This window comes from Pseudomonas sp. ATCC PTA-122608, from assembly GCF_001952855.1.
In the GTDB taxonomy this organism is placed as follows: Bacteria; Pseudomonadota; Gammaproteobacteria; order Pseudomonadales; family Pseudomonadaceae; genus Aquipseudomonas.
The window spans coordinates 168,219-185,909 of sequence record NZ_LPNO01000013.1; the positions used below are offsets into that span (position 1 = coordinate 168,219).

The following is a 17,691-nucleotide window of genomic DNA, read 5'->3' on the forward strand; positions in this document are numbered from 1 at the left end:
GAGTCTGGGACGATGCGTATTTCTACACAGCAGTATTTCGACACCAGCTCCGCCAAATACCAGGACAACTATTCCGGTGTGGTGAAGGCCCAGGACCAGGCGAGTTCCGGCGTCCGGGTGCAGACCGCTTCCGATGACCCGGTGGCCGCTGCCCAGTTGTTGATGTTGCAGCAGCAGAAAGACATGTTGGGGCAATACAACACCAACATCACCACCCTGCAAAACTCCCTGACCAACGAAGAGAGCGTGCTGCAGAGCATCAACACCGCGTTGCAGACCGCCCAGGGCTTGGCGCAGCAGGCCGGTAACATCGGCAAGAGCGATGACGATCGCAAGGCGATTGCCGCCCAGGTCGGCGCGCTGGAGGACCAGGTGTTGGGCTTGCTCAACTCCAAGGACTCCAGCGGCAACTACATGTTCTCCGGTGCCAAGACCGATACGCCGCCGTACACCCGCAACAATGACGGCACCTACACCTATCAGGGTGACGAGACGCCCCTGAGCCTGCAGATTTCGAACAACCTCTCGATCTCCATGGGCGATACCGGCAAGGCGCTGCTGGAAAGCTCGTCCAACACCGGTCGCACTCAGGCAACGTTGCTGCCGCCTGCCGTGAACGACGGCACGGTGGGGATCTCGGCGGGCCTGGTCACGTCGAGCACGAAGTTTGCCAACAGCTTTTCCGATGGCCAGCCGTACAAGCTGACCTTCGCCAGCAGCACCCAATACAGCGTGACCGACAAGGACGGCAACGACGTCACCTCTGAGATCACCGGGAACGGTACGTTTGACTCCACCAAGGAAGGCTCCTCCAGCGTCAGCCTGCGGGGCGTCACGTTCGACATCCGGCTGAACCTGGGCAAGGACGTTGCGCCGGGCGCGGCGTCCGATGCGTTGGTGGCGGGCAAGGAATTCTCCCTGGCAACCAAGCCCGACAGCTTCAGTATCTCGCGTACGGCAAGCAATCCGTCCACCGCGCAACTGACTGGCGGCAGCGTCACGGACCCGGCGGCTTATACCAGCACCTTTCCCAACTCGGGGGCGGTCATCAAGTTCACCAGTGGCACCGATTACCAGGTGTTCGCCCAGCCGTATAGTGCCGACAGCAAGGCCATTGCCAGCGGCACCATGGCTGCCGGCGCGACGTCGATCACCACGGCCGGCCTGACCTTTGGTGTGAGTGGCACGCCAGGCGCCGGTGACCAGTTCTCGGTCGGCGCCACCAGCAACAAGAACATGAATGCCCTGGATACCCTGAGCCAATTGCGCAAGGCCCTGGAAACCCCGGCGGACGGCAATCCGGTTGCCTTGAACAACCTCAAGGACGTGGTCGCCACGAGCATTGGCAACCTGGGTAACGCTTCGGCCCAGATCGACCAGGTACGCGGCTCCATTGGTGCGCGCCAGAACGCCATGGATATCCAAGGCACGGAAAACACCAGCCTGGGCCTGGCCAATACTTCCACCATGTCGTCCCTGGCCAACGTTGATATGGGGCAGGCGGCGATTGACCTGACCTTGCAGCAGACCATGCTGCAGGCCTCGCAACTGGCGTTCGTGAAAATCTCCCAGTTGAGCCTGTTCAGCAAGATGTGATTCGGCGGCTGTAAACCTGCGGCTCACCCTAGAAATGGGGTGGGCCGTTGTCGTTTTTGGCGCTTGTATGTCCCCGTGTTTCGCACAAAGCGCAGAAAATTGAGTGACCTGTGAGTCATAAAGCGCATCTTCACTGTATCGTGTGAAAAGGATAGGTCGTCGCCAGGTCTCCGCGAGGGCCTGCCGCCAGGGTTAAAGGCGGTTTTCGGCGAGTTTTTTGCGGGGTTATCCCCATTATTGTCAGCACCCGGCGATGTGTTCCGCGGGGTGTTCTCCAGCTATTTAGTATTGGGAAGCCACAATGATTGGCATAAAAAGCATCGCCAGTTACGTGCCGGCAGACGGGATCGATAACTACGCCCAGGGTGCCAAATTCGCCAAGGATGAAGAATTCATCATTGGCAAGATCGGTTCGGCGTTCCTGCCGCGCAAGGATGCTGCACAGGAAACCTCCGATCTGTGCGTCGAGGCGGTCAACGCCTTGTTTGCCAACAACCCGGATTTGAAGCGCGAATCCATTGATGTGCTGATCGTCGTCACCCAGAACGGCGACGAAGAGGGTTTGCCTCACACCGCCGCCATCGTCCAGGACAAGTTGGGCCTGACGACGAACGTGGCGGCCTTTGATATTTCCCTGGGCTGCTCGGGCTATGTCTACGGCATCTATGCGATGAAGGGCTTCATGGAAGCCACTGGCCTGAAAAACGGCCTGTTGGTCACCGCCGATCCGTACTCGAAGATCGTCGACCCGGAAGACCGCAACACCACCATGCTGTTTGGTGATGCCGCGACGGCCACCTGGATGGGCGAAGACGCGCCCTGGCAGTTGGGCAAGGCCAAGTTCGGTACTGACGGTTCGGGTGCACCGCACTTGAAGGTCAGTGATGGCGTGTTCTTCATGAATGGCCGCCAGGTATTCAACTTCGCCTTGCTCAAGGTTCCGGCGCATTTGCATGAGCTGCTCAACGAATCGGACCTCAAGGCTGACGAGATTGACGCGTTCTGCATTCACCAGGGCAGTGCGGCGATTGTCGACGCCGTGGCCCGGCGTTTTGAAGATGCACCGGTGGACAAGTTCATCAAGGACATGGTCGAGACCGGCAACACCGTGTCCTCGAGCATTCCGCTGCTGCTGGAAAAACACATGCTCGACTCCACCTGGAAGCGCGTCGCCATCAGTGGTTTTGGCGTAGGCCTGTCCTGGGGCTCGGCGATTTTGCATCGCCCTTGATGCCTTAAAGGCGCTGCACAAAAAAACGCCCATGATCGAAAGATCATGGGCGTTTTTTATTTGGCGCCAAAAAGCCAGCAATTGCGGGGGTTTGGGCTATCGTAAATGCTTGAATTACAAGGGGTGGCATCGTGCTAGTAAAAAAAATCAAAAAAGTCCTCAAGCAACCTGCTTTCACGACGATAACTATTACGAAGGTTCTCTAGGCCACACCCGGCGGTTGCCAGGGCCGGAAGCCGCAGTAAACAACCCACGAGGATTTCGTCATGGCTTTAACAGTAAACACTAACCTTGCTTCGTTGAACGTTCAGAACAACCTGAACAAGGCTTCCGGCGCCCTGCAAACTTCCATGCAGCGTCTGTCCTCCGGCCTGCGTATCAACAGCGCCAAAGACGATGCGGCCGGCCTGCAAATCTCCAACCGTCTGACCAGCCAGATCAACGGCCTGGGCGTTGCAATCAAAAACGCCAACGACGGCAGCTCGATTGCTCAGACCGCTGAAGGCGCCATGCAGCAGTCCACCAACATCCTGCAAAGCATGCGTACCCTGGCTCTGCAATCCGCCAACGGCTCGCCAAGCGCTGACGACCGTAAGTCGAACCAGGCTCAATACGCAGCACTGACTGCTGAATTGACCCGTATCGCTACCACCACTACTTTCGGTGGCAAGAACCTGCTGGACGGTTCTTTCGGTACTACTTCGTTCCAGGTCGGCGCCAACGCCAACCAGACCATCGACATGAGCATCGGTAACGTTGCAGCCAACAACATTGGTTCGCAGCAGCTGAAATCCCAAGGCGTTGCTCCAAGCGCAACAGGTGTTGTCGGCGGCGCACTCACCGTTACCGGTGGCGGCCAGTCCAAGAGCCTGACCATCGCTGCCAGTGCTTCGGCCCAGCAGATCGCTGCGCAAATGAACGGCGCTGTAGGCGGCCTGGCTGCTACTGCCAGCACTGTTGCCCAGTTCACCATTGACTCCACTGCCATCGCTGCTGCAACCCCTGCCAGCGCCAACTTCACCTTGAAAGTCGGTAGCGGTGCTGCGGTCCAGTTCACTGGCGTAACCAGCGCTTCTGACCTGGCTGACCAACTGAAGTCCAACGCTGCCAAGCTGGGCATCACCGTTAACTTCGATTCGACCACCAAGGCACTGTCGGTCAAGTCCGATACCGGTGAGAACCTGACCTTCAACGCTGGCGACGCCGGTGCTGTTGCAGGTATCAAGGTTGCCACCCTGGATGGTACCGGTACTGCCGGCACTGCCGTTGCACTGGATGCCGGTCCGATCATCGCCACTGGTGCAGTGTCGCTGAACTCCTCCAGCAGCTACTCGCTGAGCGGCGCTGGCGTGACGGGTCTGTTCGCAGCTACTGGTACTGCTGCCAACTCCACCAAAACCACCGTCAACAACACTGACATCACCACTGCTGCCAACGCACAGAACTCGATCGACGTGATCACCCAGGCGATCTCGGACATCGACTCCCAGCGTGCCGGTCTCGGTGCTGTACAAAACCGTTTCGACAACACCGTTGCCAACCTGCAGAGCATCTCCGACAACTCCAGCGCCGCTCGCGGTCAGATCCAGGACGTTGACTACGCTGCTGAAACTGCTCAGTTGACCAAGCAACAAACCCTGCAACAGGCTTCCACTGCGATCCTGTCCCAGGCCAACCAACTGCCATCCGCTGTACTGAAGCTGCTTCAGTAATAGCCATCGGTAGATGACTGACGGAAGGGCGCGTTTACGTGCCCTTTTGTCTTTTGCGTGATGAGGAGATTGGACATGGACATGAGCGTCAAGTTGAACCAGTCTTATCCTGCTGCCCCAACGCCACAGAGTGCGCCTGCCCCTGTGACTGCCGACTTGCAGACCCCCAAGGTTGATGCAACCGTCGCAGCAGTAAAGCCCAAGCAGGAAACGAAACCGGACGACCTGGAAAAGGCCGTCAACGATATTCGCAAATTTGTCCAGGCTGCCCAGCGCAACCTGGATTTTTCCATTGATGACTCCACCCATCAGGTGGTGGTCAAGGTCATTGCGACCGACAGTGGCGAGGTCATTCGTCAGATCCCGTCGGAAACCGCATTGAAACTCGCACAAAGTCTTCACGACGCCAGCAATGTGTTGTTTGACGCTAAAGTCTGAGCTGGCATGAATTTTGTTGCTGTAGCTGCTTGAGGCGCCGTCCGTCAAGAAAGCGCCAGCCCCGTATCAGGAGAAACATCATGGGTGATATATCCGTCAGCGGCCCGGTAACGGGCATTGATACCCAGTCTATCGTTACGGCCTTGGTGAACGCTGAGCAGGCGCCCAAGCAGTCGCAGATCAACAAGCAGTCGCAGACGCAGACCGCCCAGTTGTCCTCGATCGGCAAGATTCAAGCGGCACTCGATGCGTTCCGCGGCGCTATGGACACTATGACCAAGGACGCCAGTATCGGCGGCCTGACGGCGGCGACCACGGATGCCAACGTTTCTACCGTCACCCTGGGTGCCGGTGCTTCTGCGGGGAGCTACCTGTTGGTGGTCAACCAATTGGCGACCGCCTCAAAGATTGCTACCCAGAACTTCGCGGGTGGGGCGAAGAGCGTCGTCAATAGTGGCTCTACGGCTACGACCCTGGAGATTTCCCAGTCAGGTAAGAGCTATGGTGTCAGCGTTCCTCCTGGCGCAACGTTGCAGCAAGTGCGTGACTCGATCAACGCGCAGTACAGCAGCGCTGGCCTGAGTGCCAACATCCTGACCGACGCAACCGGTTCCCGGCTGGTCGTGACGTCGACCAATACCGGCGCCGGTACAGACATTACCCTGGGTGGTAACACCGGGTTGGAAACCGGCACTACCGTTGTCGGCGGCCCGCCGGTGAATGCGAAATACACCATTGACGGTACCGCTCAGGAGTCCAAGAGCAATACCCTGACCGAAGCAATCAGCGGCGTGACTATCAAGTTGACCGCGGTGTCCGCGTTGCCCACCGGTGTTAGCGACGAAAGCAAGCGAATAGCCTCGACCATTACGGTCACCCGCAGTAACGACACCCTGAAGAGTTCGGTAAAGGGGTTTGTCGATACCTATAACGCCTTGATGACAGCGATCGGCACTGAGACCAAAGTCACCACTAACGCGGATGGTTCTACTACGTCTGCGGCGCTGACGGGCGATGCCACGATGCGTTCTTTGCAGTCGGCCCTGCGTAACGAGCTGAACTCATTGGCGGGCTCGGGTACGTTGAAGTCCCTGGCTCAATTTGGTGTAAACACTGACCAGACAACCGGTAAGTTGAGCATCGATGACAAGGTGTTCGGTGCGGCAATTGCCACCAACCCTACTGACATCGGCGGCATTTTCAACGGTGACAATGGCCTGCTCGCGCGTATGAAAACGGCGACTGACAGCTATGCATTGAGCGGTACCGGGGTTCTGGCCTCGCGTTCTTCGACGCTGACGGCGAACATCAAGGACCTGCAAGTGCAGCAGGACAGCCTGACCGCGCGCATGGCTGCACTCAAGACGAGCCTGACTGCCAAGTACACTACGATGAACAGCCTGGTGGCACAGCTCACCGCTCAACGGTCGAGCGTAATGACCACGCTCAATGCGCTGAACAATCCCAAGACCGATTGATCCTCAATGAAGCCGTCCGGTGAAGTGAAAACCTTCATCGGGCGCACCTTCAGCAGACCGCCGGCTTAAAGTTTTTTGCGACACCGTCGACATAATAGTCAGAGCCCATTCTTTTTAGCTGTTGCCTGTCACGAGGTAGAAACATGAATCCCATGAGAGCCCTTCGCCAATACCAGAAGGTCAATTCCCATGCCCAGGTCTCCGAGGCCAGCCCGCACCGTCTGGTTCAGATGTTGATGGAAGGCGCGCTGGACCGCATGGCCCAGGCCAAGGGCGCCATGGCTCGTGGTGACATCGCGCAAAAAGGCCTGTTGCTGGGCAAGGCGATCGATATCCTGATTGGTTTGCGTGACGGCCTGAACCCGGAAAAAACCGACGATCCGGCCGCCTTGCAGCAATTGGATAACCTGTACGCCTACATGACTACGCGTTTGCTTGAAGCCAATACCAAGAACGATGTCGAGATGATCGACGAAGTGGCCGGCTTGATGATTACGCTCAAGGAAGGCTGGGACGGTATTGCAACACTGTAGGCCTGCTGGCCTGAGGAAGATGTCATGAGTCACGCCCTGCAACGGATTGACGAAACCCGCGAAGCCTTGATGGACGCATTGGTTGCCCGCAACTGGGACGCCATTGGCGAACTGGACCTGGGATGCCGTGCGGTAATTGATGAGGCGCTGAGCAATGCGCCGGTGGACGAGGATGCCCTGCGGGAGAAGCTGGAGAGTTTGCTGGCGGTTTATCAGCAGCTGCTTGAGGTGACAACCGGGGAGCGCCAGGCGATATTCGAGGAGATGTCGCAGATCAACCGAGCGGAAAGTGCGTCAAAGGTTTACCATCTGTTCGGCTGAAGGCTCAGTTAATCCGAACAAGGCGCGTCATAAATTTGACTGTGCACATATTTTTGACTTAACTAGTGCTATTTTCAGACGTCAGAAAGCTGTAGCGCAGAAAATGCCTACAGCTATCTAGATTGCCCCAACTCGAGGGCATTAAGTTTTACTAGGGAAGTTGCTATTGCATGTGGCGTGAAACCAAAATTCTGCTGATCGATGACGATAGCGTTCGGCGCCGCGATCTGGCGGTGATCCTGAATTTTCTTGGCGAAGAAAATCTACCCTGCGGCAGCCATGATTGGCAGCAGGCGGTCAGCTCTTTGTCGTCGAGTCGTGAAGTCATTTGCGTGCTGATCGGTACGGTTAGCGCTCCCGGCGCCGTTCTGGGCTTGTTAAAGACACTGTCAACCTGGGATGAGTTCCTTCCGGTGTTGCTAATGGGCGATATTTCTTCTGTCGACCTGCCGGAAGACCAGCGCCGTCGTGTCCTTTCCACCCTCGAAATGCCTCCCAGCTACAGCAAATTGCTCGACTCCCTGCACCGTGCCCAGGTCTACCGCGAGATGTACGACCAGGCCCGCGAGCGTGGCCGTCACCGCGAACCCAACCTGTTCCGCAGCCTCGTCGGCACCAGCCGTGCGATCCAGCACGTGCGCCAGATGATGCAGCAAGTCGCCGACACCGATGCCAGCGTGCTGATCCTCGGCGAGTCCGGCACCGGCAAGGAAGTGGTCGCGCGCAACCTGCATTACCACTCCAAGCGCCGCGACGGGCCATTTGTGCCGGTCAACTGCGGAGCGATTCCCGCAGAGCTGCTGGAAAGCGAACTGTTCGGCCACGAGAAGGGCGCCTTTACCGGGGCGATCACCAGCCGTGCCGGGCGTTTTGAGCTGGCCAACGGCGGCACCCTGTTCCTCGACGAAATCGGCGACATGCCGCTGCCGATGCAGGTCAAGCTGCTGCGGGTTCTGCAAGAGCGCACCTTCGAGCGCGTGGGCAGCAACAAGACCCAAAGCGTCGACGTGCGCATCATTGCCGCCACCCACAAAAACCTCGAAAGCATGATCGAGGTCGGCAGCTTCCGCGAAGACCTGTACTACCGCCTCAACGTATTCCCGATCGAAATGGCGCCCCTGCGCGAGCGCGTCGAAGACATCCCGCTGCTGATGAACGAACTGATCTCGCGCATGGAACACGAAAAACGCGGTTCGATCCGTTTCAACTCGGCGGCGATCATGTCCCTGTGCCGCCACGGCTGGCCGGGCAACGTCCGCGAGCTGGCCAACCTGGTGGAGCGCATGGCGATCATGCACCCGTACGGGGTGATCGGCGTGGTCGAGTTGCCGAAGAAATTCCGCTACGTCGACGACGAAGACGAGCAGTTGGTAGACAGCCTGCGCAGCGACCTGGAAGAGCGCGTGGCCATCAACGGCCATACGCCGGACCTCGGTTCCACCGCCATGCTGCCGCCGGAAGGCCTGGACTTGAAAGACTACCTCGGTAGCCTCGAACAAGGCCTGATCCAACAGGCCCTCGACGACGCCAACGGCATCGTCGCCCGTGCCGCCGAACGCCTGCGCATCCGCCGCACCACCCTGGTGGAGAAGATGCGCAAGTACGGCATGAGCCGCAAAGAAGGTGATGAACAGGCGGATGATTGACGCCTGTTTTTCAAGCCGCTGATTAATCAGCGGTTTTTTTTCGGCACGGGTATTGCTACAGCACTCGCAACGTTCCGTTTAACTGACGGTCAGCCAAGCGAGAGAGCATGATGCCCCACGCCGCCCAACTATCTTCGGTCCCTGACATTCAGGGGCCTGCTCCCTCCGTAGAGCAGATCAGCCGCCTTGGGCTTGAACAGGCATTTTCCCTGTTCAACCAGATGTCGAGCCAGTTGACTGACTCCTACAGCCTGTTGGAAGCGCGGGTTTCCGAGCTTAAAGGCGAGTTGGCGGTGGTCAGTGCCCAGCGCATGGAAGAGCTGGCCGAGAAAGAGCGCCTGGCTAACCGTCTGCAAAATCTCCTCGACCTGTTGCCCGGTGGCGTGATCGTCATCGACGACCAAGGCCGCGTGCGCGAAGCCAACCCGGCCGCCTGCGACATGCTGGGCCTGCCGCTGGAAGGCGAGCTGTGGCGCGAAGTCATCACCCGCTGCTTTGCGCCGCGGGAAGACGACGGCCACGAAATCTCTCTCAAGGACGGGCGCCGCTTGTCCATCGCCACCCGTTCCCTGGACGCAGAGCCCGGCCAGTTGGTGTTGCTCAACGACCTGACTGAAACCCGCCACCTGCAAGACCAGTTGGCTCGCCACGAGCGCCTGTCGTCCTTGGGGCGGATGGTCGCTTCCCTGGCCCATCAGATTCGTACGCCGTTGTCCGCTGCGCTGATTTACGCCAGTCATTTGACTGATGAGCAGTTGCCGGCAGCCACTCACCAGCGTTTTGCCGGTCGCTTGAAGGAGCGTTTGCACGAGCTGGAGCATCAAGTGCGCGACATGCTGGTGTTTGCCCGCGGCGAATTGCCGCTGACCGATCGCGTCACCCCGGCGTTATTGATGCAGTCCCTGCAAGCCGCCGCCGCCACCCATATTCAGGAAGCGTCAGTCCGTTGGCAGTGCGACAGCCATCACGGCGAGTTGCTGTGCAACCGCGACACGCTGGTAGGCGCGCTGCTCAACCTGATCGAAAACGCGACCCAGGCCAGCGGCCCCGGGGCGCGGCTCAAGGTTCACCTGTACAACCGTGGCGACACCCTGCGCCTGAGCATCAGCGACAGTGGCAGCGGGATTGACCCGGTGGTGCTGCAACGCCTCGGCGAACCTTTTTTCACCACCAAAACCAACGGTACCGGCCTGGGCCTGACCGTGGTCAAGGCAGTCGCCCGTGCCCATCAGGGAGAATTGCAGCTGCATTCCCGGTTGGGTCGCGGCACGTGCGCGTTGATCACGCTGCCGCTGTTTTCATGCGCCGTCAGCGCGGAGTAAAAGGTCATGGCTATCAAGGTTTTATTGGTTGAAGACGATCGCGCCCTGCGTGAAGCATTGGCTGACACGCTGTTGCTGGCGGGCCATGACTACCGGGCGGTAGGTTCTGCCGAAGAAGCCTTGGAGGCAGTGGAGCAGGAGTCCTTCAGCCTGGTGGTCAGCGACGTGAACATGCCGGGCATGGACGGCCACCAATTGCTCGGCTTGTTGCGTGCGCGCCAGCCGCAATTGCCGGTGCTGTTGATGACCGCCCACGGTGCGGTGGAGCGCGCCGTCGACGCCATGCGCCAGGGCGCTGCGGATTACCTGGTCAAACCTTTCGAGCCCAAAGCCTTGATCGAGCTGGTCGCGCGCCATGCCCTCGGCACCCTGGGCGCCGCCGACGGCGAAGGCCCGATTGCCTTCGAACCGGCCAGTGCGCAATTGCTGGAACTGGCGGCCCGGGTCGCCCGCAGCGACTCCACCGTGTTGATCTCCGGCGAGTCCGGTACCGGCAAGGAAGTGCTGGCGCGCTACATCCACCAGCAATCCCATCGTGCCAGCCAGCCGTTCATTGCGATCAACTGCGCGGCCATCCCCGACAACATGCTCGAAGCCACCTTGTTCGGTCATGAAAAAGGCTCGTTCACCGGCGCCATCGCCGCCCAGGCCGGCAAGTTCGAACAGGCCGACGGCGGCACCATCCTGCTCGACGAAATCTCCGAAATGCCCCTGGGCCTGCAAGCCAAATTGCTGCGGGTATTGCAGGAGCGCGAAGTGGAGCGGGTGGGCGCACGCAAGCCGATCCAGCTGGACATCCGTGTGGTGGCCACCACCAACCGCGACCTGGCGGGCGAAGTGGCGGCGGGGCGCTTCCGTGAGGATTTGTTCTACCGTCTCTCGGTGTTCCCGTTGGCCTGGCGCCCGTTGCGCGAGCGCCCGGCAGACATCATTCCGCTGGCCGAGCGCCTGCTGAGCAAACACGTCAATAAAATGAAGCATGCCCAGGCGCGCCTGTCGGCCGACGCCCAGGCCTGCCTGATCAGCTACCCATGGCCCGGCAACGTGCGGGAACTGGACAATGCGATCCAGCGTGCGTTGATTTTGCAGCAGGGCGGCTTGATCCAGCCCCAGGACTTCTGCCTGGCCATGGGCACCGGCGCGGCGCCGTTGCCGAGCCTGGCGGCCGCGCCACAGATCGAAGCCGCGCCTGCCGAGTCGGCCGGCGCCTTGGGCGACGACCTGCGCCGCCGCGAATTCCAGATGATCATCGACACCTTGCGCTCCGAGCGCGGCCGCCGCAAAGAAGCCGCCGAGCGCCTGGGCATCAGCCCGCGCACCTTGCGCTACAAGCTGGCGCAGATGCGCGATGCCGGGATGGACGTGGAAGCCTACCTCTACGCCACCTGAAAATCCTCGAAGCCGACAGGGCCAGTCGCCTTTTCTTACAGAATGCCACGGAGCTGGCACCCTTGTTGCTACCACCCCTGTAAGCGCTGTGTAGTGTCAAAAAATTGCGGGTCGTCGGAGAGAGAAGGTCATGAGCCAAGGTGTTGAGTTCAATCGGTTGATGTTGGATATGCGGTCCATGCAAATGGATGCCATGGCCCAACCGAAATCCGCCGCGCAAGCCGTGCCGGAATTGGGCCAGAGCAGCTTTGCCGACATGCTCGGCCAGGCCATCAACAAGGTCAGCGATACCCAGCAGGCATCCAGTCAGTTGGCGACCGCCTTCGAGATCGGCAAAAGCGGCGTGGACCTCACCGACGTGATGGTCGCTTCGCAGAAAGCCAGCGTTTCATTCCAGGCCTTGACCCAGGTGCGCAACAAGCTGGTTCAAGCCTATCAAGACATCATGCAGATGCCGGTTTAAGGACGATTTGAGTCATGGCAGAAGCAGTCGTGGATAACGCACCCGCCAAGGCAGACGGCAAGCCGCCGCTGTTCGGCCTGTCGTTCCTGGAAAACCTCTCCGAGATGACCATGCTGCGTCAGGTGGGCCTGATGGTCGGCCTGGCTGCCAGCGTGGCGATTGGTTTTGCCGTGGTGCTGTGGTCCCAGCAACCGGATTACCGTCCGCTGTACGGCAGCCTGGCGGGCATGGATTCCAAGCAGATCATGGAAACCCTGGCGGCGGCAGACATTGCCTACACCGTCGAACCGAATTCCGGCGCCCTGTTGGTCAAGGCCGATGATGTGGCCCGTGCACGGATGAAACTGGCGGCAGCCGGCGTCACCCCGTCCGACGCCAACATCGGTTTTGAAATCCTCGACAAGGACCAAGGCCTGGGTACCAGCCAGTTCATGGAAGCCACCCGCTACCGTCGTGGCCTGGAAGGCGAACTGGCGCGCACCATTTCTGCGTTGAACAACGTCAAAGGCGCCCGTGTGCACCTGGCGATTCCGAAAAGCTCGGTGTTTGTGCGCGATGAACGCAAGCCCAGCGCTTCGGTACTGGTCGAATTGTTTGCTGGCCGCTCCCTGGAGCCTGGCCAGGTGTTGGCGATCATCAACCTGGTGGCTACCAGCGTTCCCGAATTGAGCAAGTCGCAAATCACCGTGGTCGACCAGAAGGGCAACCTGCTGTCGGACCTCGCGGAAAACTCTTCGCTGACCATGGCCGGCAAGCAGTTCGACTACAGCCGTCGCATGGAAAGCATGCTGACCCAGCGCGTGCACAACATCCTGCAACCGGTGTTGGGCAATGATCGCTACAAGGCGGAAGTGTCTGCCGACGTGGACTTCAGCGCCGTCGAATCCACCTCCGAGCAGTTCAACCCGGACCAGCCGGCCCTGCGCAGCGAGCAATCGACCACTGAGCAACGTACCGCCAGCAATGGCCCGCAAGGCGTGCCGGGTGCCCTGAGCAACCAGCCGCCAACCCCGGCCACCGCTCCGCAAACCACCGGTGGCGCTGCTGCTACCGCAGGCGCGGTGCAACCTGGCCAGCCGCTGCTGGACGCCAACGGTCAGCAGATCATGGACCCGGCTACCGGCCAGCCAATGCTCGCGCCGTACCCGGCCGACAAGCGCAACCAGTCCACCAAGAACTTCGAGCTCGACCGCTCCATCAGCCACACCAAGCAGCAGCAAGGCCGGATCAATCGCCTGTCGGTGTCGGTGGTCGTGGATGACCAGGTCAAGATCAACGCCGCCGACGGCGCCGTCACCCGTGCCCCGTGGAGCGCCGACGAATTGGCGCGCTTCACCCGCCTGGTGCAGGACGCGGTGGGCTTCGATGCCAGCCGTGGCGACAGCGTCAGCGTGATCAACATGCCGTTTTCCGCCGAGCGGGGCGAGGTGATTGCCGAGGCCGCGTTCTATACTCAGCCGTGGTTCTGGGACATCGTCAAGCAAGTGCTGGGTGTGTTGTTCATCCTGGTGCTGGTGTTCGGCGTGCTGCGTCCGGTGCTCAACAACATTACCGGTCACGGCAAAAAACAACTGGCCCTGGCCGGTGGCGACGTCGAACTGGGTGGCATGGGCGGCCTCGATGGCGAACTGGCCAACGACCGCGTGAGCCTCGGTGGCCCGCAAAGCATTCTGTTGCCGAGCCCGAGCGAGGGTTATGACGCTCAGTTGAACGCAATCAAGAGCCTGGTGGCCGAAGACCCGGGTCGTGTGGCCCAAGTCGTGAAAGAGTGGATTAACGCAGATGAGTGATAGCCGAGCTGCAGTAGCCAAACTCTCCCGGGTCGACAAAGCCGCCGTGCTGTTGCTGTCCCTTGGAGAAACCGACGCCGCCCAAGTGCTGCGCCACATGGGGCCCAAAGAGGTTCAGCGTGTCGGCGTGGCCATGGCGCAAATGCGCAATGTGCACCGCGAGCAAGTCGAGCAGGTGATGAGCGAGTTCGTCGAGATCGTCGGCGACCAGACCAGCCTGGGCGTCGGCTCCGACAGCTACATTCGCAAGATGCTCACCTCGGCCCTGGGCGAAGACAAGGCCAACGGCCTGATCGACCGCATCCTGCTGGGTGGCAACACCAGCGGCCTCGACAGCCTGAAGTGGATGGAACCGCGGGCCGTGGCCGACGTGATCCGCTACGAACACCCGCAGATCCAGGCGATCGTGGTGGCGTATCTCGACCCCGACCAGGCCGGCGAAGTGCTCGGCCATTTCGACCACAAGGTGCGCCTGGACATCATCCTGCGCGTCTCGTCGTTGAACACCGTACAGCCGGCGGCCCTGAAAGAATTGAACACGATTCTCGAGAAGCAGTTCTCGGGTAACTCCAACGCTTCGCGTACCACCCTGGGTGGCATCAAACGTGCGGCCGACATCATGAACTTCCTCGACAGCTCGGTGGAAGGCCAGTTGATGGACTCGATCCGCGAGATCGACGATACCCTGTCGGTGCAGATCGAAGACCTCATGTTTGTGTTCAACAACCTCTCCGATGTCGACGACCGTGGCATCCAGGCGTTGCTGCGTGAAGTCTCCTCCGACGTGCTGGTGCTGGCCCTCAAAGGCTCGGACGAAGGCGTCAAGGAAAAGATCTTCAAGAACATGTCCAAGCGGGCTTCCGAACTGTTGCGCGACGACCTCGAGGCCAAGGGCCCGGTGCGCGTCAGCGACGTGGAAACTGCGCAGAAAGAAATCCTCACCATTGCCCGCCGTATGGCCGAAGCCGGAGAAATCGTTCTCGGTGGGAAGGGCGGCGAAGAAATGATTTAAGGCGCCGCGCATGTCGAACAAAGATGAGACGCCCAGCGATCTGATTCGTGCACGGGACGTCGGAGGGTTCGACGTCTGGTCGCTGCCCAGTTTCGACCCGCATCGCCCGGAGCCAGAGCCCGAGCCGGTAGAAGAAACCCCGGCCGAGATGGAAGAAGTGCCGCTGGAAGAAGTCCAGCCACTGACCCTGGAAGAGCTCGAAAGCATTCGTCAGGAAGCCTACAACGAAGGTTTTTCCACTGGTGAGAAAGACGGTTTTCGCAGCACCACCCTCAAGGTCCGCCAGGAAGCCGAGGCGGCGCTGAGCGTCAAGCTCGCCAGCCTGGAAACCCTGATGGGCAGCCTGTTCGAGCCCATCGCCGAGCAGGACTCGCAGATCGAAAAAGCCATGGTCGGGCTGGTGGAGCACATCACTCGCCAAGTGATTCAGCGCGAATTGGCCCTGGACTCCACGCAAATCGAAAGCGTGATGCGCGAAGCCCTCAAGCTGCTGCCTCTGGGCGTCGGCAATGTGCGGCTGTACATCAATCCCCAGGATTTCGAACAGGTCAAAGCCCTGCGCGAGCGCCATGAAGAAACCTGGCGCATCGTCGAAGACGCCGCGCTGCTGCCCGGTGGTTGCCGGGTCGAGACTGAACACAGCCGCATCGACGCTACGGTGGAAACCCGAATCACCCAGATCATGGCCAAGCTGTTTGATCAATTGCACGAGCAGGCGCTGCACCCGGCAGAGCCGGACTTGAGCGTCGAGCTGGACACGCCCGATGCGCCTTGATCGCACCAGCTTCGCCAAGCGCCTGGGTGGCTATGCCGAAGCCACCGAGTTGCCGGGCCAGCCGATCCTGGAGGGCCGCCTGCTGCGCATGGTCGGCCTGACCCTGGAAGCGGAAGGCCTGCGCGCCGCCATGGGCAGCCGCTGCATGGTGATCAACGACGACAGCTACCACCCGGTGCAGGTCGAAGCCGAAGTGATGGGCTTTTCCGGCAGCAAAGTATTCCTGATGCCCGTCGGCAGCGTTGCCGGCATCGCCCCCGGCGCTCGCGTGGTGCCGCTGGCCGATACCGGTCGCCTGCCCATGGGTATGAGCATGCTCGGCCGGGTGCTGGATGGCGCTGGCCGTGCCCTCGACGGCAAGGGCGGGATGAAGGCTGAAGACTGGGTACCGATGGACGGCCCGACCATCAACCCGCTCAAGCGCAACCCCATCAGCGTACCGCTGGACGTGGGCATTCGCAGCATCAACGGTTTATTGACGGTGGGCCGCGGCCAGCGTCTGGGCCTGTTCGCCGGTACCGGCGTGGGTAAGTCGGTGTTGCTGGGCATGATGACCCGCTTCACCGAGGCCGACATCATCGTGGTGGGGCTGATCGGCGAGCGGGGCCGCGAGGTGAAGGAATTCATCGAGCACAGCCTCGGCGAAGAAGGCCTCAAGCGTTCAGTGGTGGTCGCCTCACCGGCGGATGACGCGCCACTGATGCGCCTGCGTGCCGCGATGTACTGCACACGCATCGCCGAATATTTCCGCGACAAGGGCAAAAACGTCCTGTTGCTGATGGACTCCCTGACCCGTTTCGCCCAGGCCCAGCGGGAAATCGCCCTGGCCATCGGCGAGCCGCCGGCCACCAAGGGCTATCCGCCGTCAGTGTTTGCCAAGCTGCCCAAGCTGGTGGAGCGTGCCGGTAATGCTGAAGCCGGTGGCGGTTCGATCACGGCGTTCTACACCGTACTCTCCGAGGGCGATGACCAGCAGGACCCGATTGCCGACTCGGCGCGGGGCGTGCTCGACGGGCACATCGTGCTGTCCCGGCGCTTGGCCGAGGAAGGGCACTACCCGGCCATCGACATCGAAGCATCCATCAGCCGGGTGATGCCGTCGGTGGTCACGCCTGAGCACATGATGCGGGCGCAGCACTTCAAGCAGCTGTGGTCACGCTATCAACAGAGCCGCGACCTGATCAGCGTCGGCGCCTACGTGGCTGGCGGCGATCGCGAGACCGACCTGGCGATTGCCCTGCAACCGCAACTGGTGACCTACCTGCGCCAAGGCCTCAACGACAAGATCAGCATGGGTGAGAGCGAGGCGCACCTGGGTAGCATCTTCGCTCCGGCACCCGGCGGATAAACCATGGCCAATACCCGCGCCGCACGCCTTGCCCCGGTGGTGGACATGGCCGAAAAAGCTGAAAAAACCGCCGTCCAGCGCCTGGGTTACTTCCAGGGCCAGGTTCGCCTGGCGGAAAGCAAACTGGGCGACCTGGAGCGCTTTCGCGGCGAGTATCAGCAACAGTGGATCGAGCGCGGCAGCAAGGGCGTCTCCGGCCAATGGCTGATGGGTTACCAGGGCTTTCTCAATCAATTGGAAACCGCCGTCGGCCAACAGCGCCAGAGCCTGGCGTGGCACCAGGCGAACGTCGACAAGGCCCGCGACAGCTGGCAACAGGCCTACGCCCGGGTCGAAGGCCTGCGCAAACTGGTGCAACGCTACATCGACGAAGCCCGCGCACTGGAAGACAAGCGCGAACAGAAACTGCTTGATGAGCTGTCCCAGCGCCTGCCGCGTCAGAGCCAGTATTAACCGCGCCGCAGCCCCCTGTAGAAGCGAGCTTGCTCGCGAAGGTCGTCAACGATAACGCGGGGCAATCAGGATTTACGCGCTGGTCTTGCGTTCTTCGCGAGCAAGCTCGCTCCTACATGGAGTTGCCCACTTCCCCATCACCTGCTAAACCTTGTTGCACATTGCCAATGACAAGGAAGCAGTC

16 protein-coding genes are annotated in these 17,691 nt (G+C 60.5%); all 16 read left to right on the plus strand.

Annotated elements, in window-relative coordinates:
• Nucleotides 1–12: 12 nt before the first annotated feature.
• The 16 genes from AU074_RS13510 to fliJ all read left to right on the plus strand — a co-directional run bounded on the left by AU074_RS13510 (nucleotide 13) and on the right by fliJ (nucleotide 17,507).
• Entirely contained in the window at nucleotides 13–1,596 is a 1,584-nt protein-coding gene (locus AU074_RS13510; protein WP_076015137.1) for a flagellar hook-associated protein 3, read from the plus strand.
• Nucleotides 1,597–1,897: 301 nt separating this feature from the next.
• Nucleotides 1,898–2,827, plus strand: coding sequence for a ketoacyl-ACP synthase III (locus AU074_RS13515; RefSeq protein WP_076015138.1), 930 nt, complete (start codon nucleotides 1,898–1,900; stop codon nucleotides 2,825–2,827).
• Between the two features lie 266 nt (nucleotides 2,828–3,093).
• Nucleotides 3,094–4,539 (plus strand): flagellin, encoded by a 1,446-nt coding sequence (locus AU074_RS13520; RefSeq protein WP_076015139.1) that lies wholly within the window; start codon nucleotides 3,094–3,096, stop codon nucleotides 4,537–4,539.
• 75 nt (nucleotides 4,540–4,614) lie between these two features.
• Nucleotides 4,615–4,977: a flagellar protein FlaG gene (locus tag AU074_RS13525; RefSeq protein WP_076015140.1), complete on the plus strand. Its 363-nt coding sequence runs from the start codon at nucleotides 4,615–4,617 to the stop codon at nucleotides 4,975–4,977.
• A gap of 80 nt (nucleotides 4,978–5,057) precedes the next feature.
• The gene (fliD, locus tag AU074_RS13530; protein ID WP_076015141.1) at nucleotides 5,058–6,455 is read left to right on the plus strand and encodes a flagellar filament capping protein FliD; all 1,398 of its coding nucleotides are present in this window, start codon (nucleotides 5,058–5,060) and stop codon (nucleotides 6,453–6,455) included.
• A gap of 143 nt (nucleotides 6,456–6,598) precedes the next feature.
• Nucleotides 6,599–6,988 carry a flagellar export chaperone FliS gene (gene fliS / locus AU074_RS13535; RefSeq protein WP_076015142.1) on the plus strand — a complete coding sequence of 130 codons (390 nt, stop codon included), beginning with the start codon at nucleotides 6,599–6,601 and terminating at the stop codon, nucleotides 6,986–6,988.
• Nucleotides 6,989–7,012: 24 nt separating this feature from the next.
• Complete coding sequence (locus AU074_RS13540; RefSeq protein WP_076015143.1) at nucleotides 7,013–7,309, plus strand: flagellar protein FliT; 297 nt, start codon at nucleotides 7,013–7,015, stop codon at nucleotides 7,307–7,309.
• A 170-nt stretch (nucleotides 7,310–7,479) separates the two neighbouring features.
• The gene (locus AU074_RS13545; RefSeq protein WP_076015144.1) at nucleotides 7,480–8,955 is read left to right on the plus strand and encodes a sigma-54 dependent transcriptional regulator; all 1,476 of its coding nucleotides are present in this window, start codon (nucleotides 7,480–7,482) and stop codon (nucleotides 8,953–8,955) included.
• A gap of 110 nt (nucleotides 8,956–9,065) precedes the next feature.
• On the plus strand, nucleotides 9,066–10,277 hold the full coding sequence (locus AU074_RS13550) for a PAS domain-containing sensor histidine kinase (RefSeq protein ID WP_076015343.1): 1,212 nt from the start codon (nucleotides 9,066–9,068) through the stop codon (nucleotides 10,275–10,277).
• 6 nt (nucleotides 10,278–10,283) lie between these two features.
• Nucleotides 10,284–11,666 carry a sigma-54 dependent transcriptional regulator gene (locus AU074_RS13555; RefSeq protein ID WP_076015145.1) on the plus strand — a complete coding sequence of 461 codons (1,383 nt, stop codon included), beginning with the start codon at nucleotides 10,284–10,286 and terminating at the stop codon, nucleotides 11,664–11,666.
• A 130-nt stretch (nucleotides 11,667–11,796) separates the two neighbouring features.
• A complete protein-coding gene (fliE, locus tag AU074_RS13560; protein WP_076015146.1) occupies nucleotides 11,797–12,129 on the plus strand; it encodes a flagellar hook-basal body complex protein FliE in 333 nt (110 codons plus the stop codon).
• A gap of 14 nt (nucleotides 12,130–12,143) precedes the next feature.
• On the plus strand, nucleotides 12,144–13,919 hold the full coding sequence (gene fliF, locus AU074_RS13565) for a flagellar basal-body MS-ring/collar protein FliF (RefSeq protein WP_076015147.1): 1,776 nt from the start codon (nucleotides 12,144–12,146) through the stop codon (nucleotides 13,917–13,919).
• Nucleotides 13,912–14,931, plus strand: coding sequence for a flagellar motor switch protein FliG (fliG, locus tag AU074_RS13570; RefSeq protein ID WP_017477457.1), 1,020 nt, complete (start codon nucleotides 13,912–13,914; stop codon nucleotides 14,929–14,931). Before fliF ends, fliG begins: the two co-directional genes overlap by 8 nt.
• Nucleotides 14,932–14,941: 10 nt before the next feature.
• The gene (fliH, locus tag AU074_RS13575; protein WP_076015148.1) at nucleotides 14,942–15,706 is read left to right on the plus strand and encodes a flagellar assembly protein FliH; all 765 of its coding nucleotides are present in this window, start codon (nucleotides 14,942–14,944) and stop codon (nucleotides 15,704–15,706) included.
• On the plus strand, nucleotides 15,696–17,054 hold the full coding sequence (gene fliI / locus AU074_RS13580) for a flagellar protein export ATPase FliI (protein ID WP_076015149.1): 1,359 nt from the start codon (nucleotides 15,696–15,698) through the stop codon (nucleotides 17,052–17,054). The genes fliH and fliI overlap by 11 nt, the downstream gene beginning before the upstream one ends.
• Before the next feature lie 3 nt (nucleotides 17,055–17,057).
• Nucleotides 17,058–17,507, plus strand: coding sequence for a flagellar export protein FliJ (gene fliJ, locus AU074_RS13585; protein WP_076015150.1), 450 nt, complete (start codon nucleotides 17,058–17,060; stop codon nucleotides 17,505–17,507).
• Nucleotides 17,508–17,691: the final 184 nt, after the last annotated feature.

Excerpts from the sequence above, each read along its gene's own strand:
- AU074_RS13510 (WP_076015137.1), top strand. The coding sequence starts at position 13 with ATGCGTATTTCTACACAGCAGTATTTCGACACCAGCTCCGCCAAATAC.
- AU074_RS13515 (WP_076015138.1), top strand. The coding sequence starts at position 1,898 with ATGATTGGCATAAAAAGCATCGCCAGTTACGTGCCGGCAGACGGGATC.
- AU074_RS13520 (WP_076015139.1), top strand. The coding sequence starts at position 3,094 with ATGGCTTTAACAGTAAACACTAACCTTGCTTCGTTGAACGTTCAGAAC.
- AU074_RS13525 (WP_076015140.1), top strand. The coding sequence starts at position 4,615 with ATGGACATGAGCGTCAAGTTGAACCAGTCTTATCCTGCTGCCCCAACG.
- fliD (WP_076015141.1), top strand. The coding sequence starts at position 5,058 with ATGGGTGATATATCCGTCAGCGGCCCGGTAACGGGCATTGATACCCAG.
- fliS (WP_076015142.1), top strand. The coding sequence starts at position 6,599 with ATGAATCCCATGAGAGCCCTTCGCCAATACCAGAAGGTCAATTCCCAT.
- AU074_RS13540 (WP_076015143.1), top strand. The coding sequence starts at position 7,013 with ATGAGTCACGCCCTGCAACGGATTGACGAAACCCGCGAAGCCTTGATG.
- AU074_RS13545 (WP_076015144.1), top strand. The coding sequence starts at position 7,480 with ATGTGGCGTGAAACCAAAATTCTGCTGATCGATGACGATAGCGTTCGG.
- AU074_RS13550 (WP_076015343.1), top strand. The coding sequence starts at position 9,066 with ATGCCCCACGCCGCCCAACTATCTTCGGTCCCTGACATTCAGGGGCCT.
- AU074_RS13555 (WP_076015145.1), top strand. The coding sequence starts at position 10,284 with ATGGCTATCAAGGTTTTATTGGTTGAAGACGATCGCGCCCTGCGTGAA.
- fliE (WP_076015146.1), top strand. The coding sequence starts at position 11,797 with ATGAGCCAAGGTGTTGAGTTCAATCGGTTGATGTTGGATATGCGGTCC.
- fliF (WP_076015147.1), top strand. The coding sequence starts at position 12,144 with ATGGCAGAAGCAGTCGTGGATAACGCACCCGCCAAGGCAGACGGCAAG.
- fliG (WP_017477457.1), top strand. The coding sequence starts at position 13,912 with ATGAGTGATAGCCGAGCTGCAGTAGCCAAACTCTCCCGGGTCGACAAA.
- fliH (WP_076015148.1), top strand. The coding sequence starts at position 14,942 with ATGTCGAACAAAGATGAGACGCCCAGCGATCTGATTCGTGCACGGGAC.
- fliI (WP_076015149.1), top strand. The coding sequence starts at position 15,696 with ATGCGCCTTGATCGCACCAGCTTCGCCAAGCGCCTGGGTGGCTATGCC.
- fliJ (WP_076015150.1), top strand. The coding sequence starts at position 17,058 with ATGGCCAATACCCGCGCCGCACGCCTTGCCCCGGTGGTGGACATGGCC.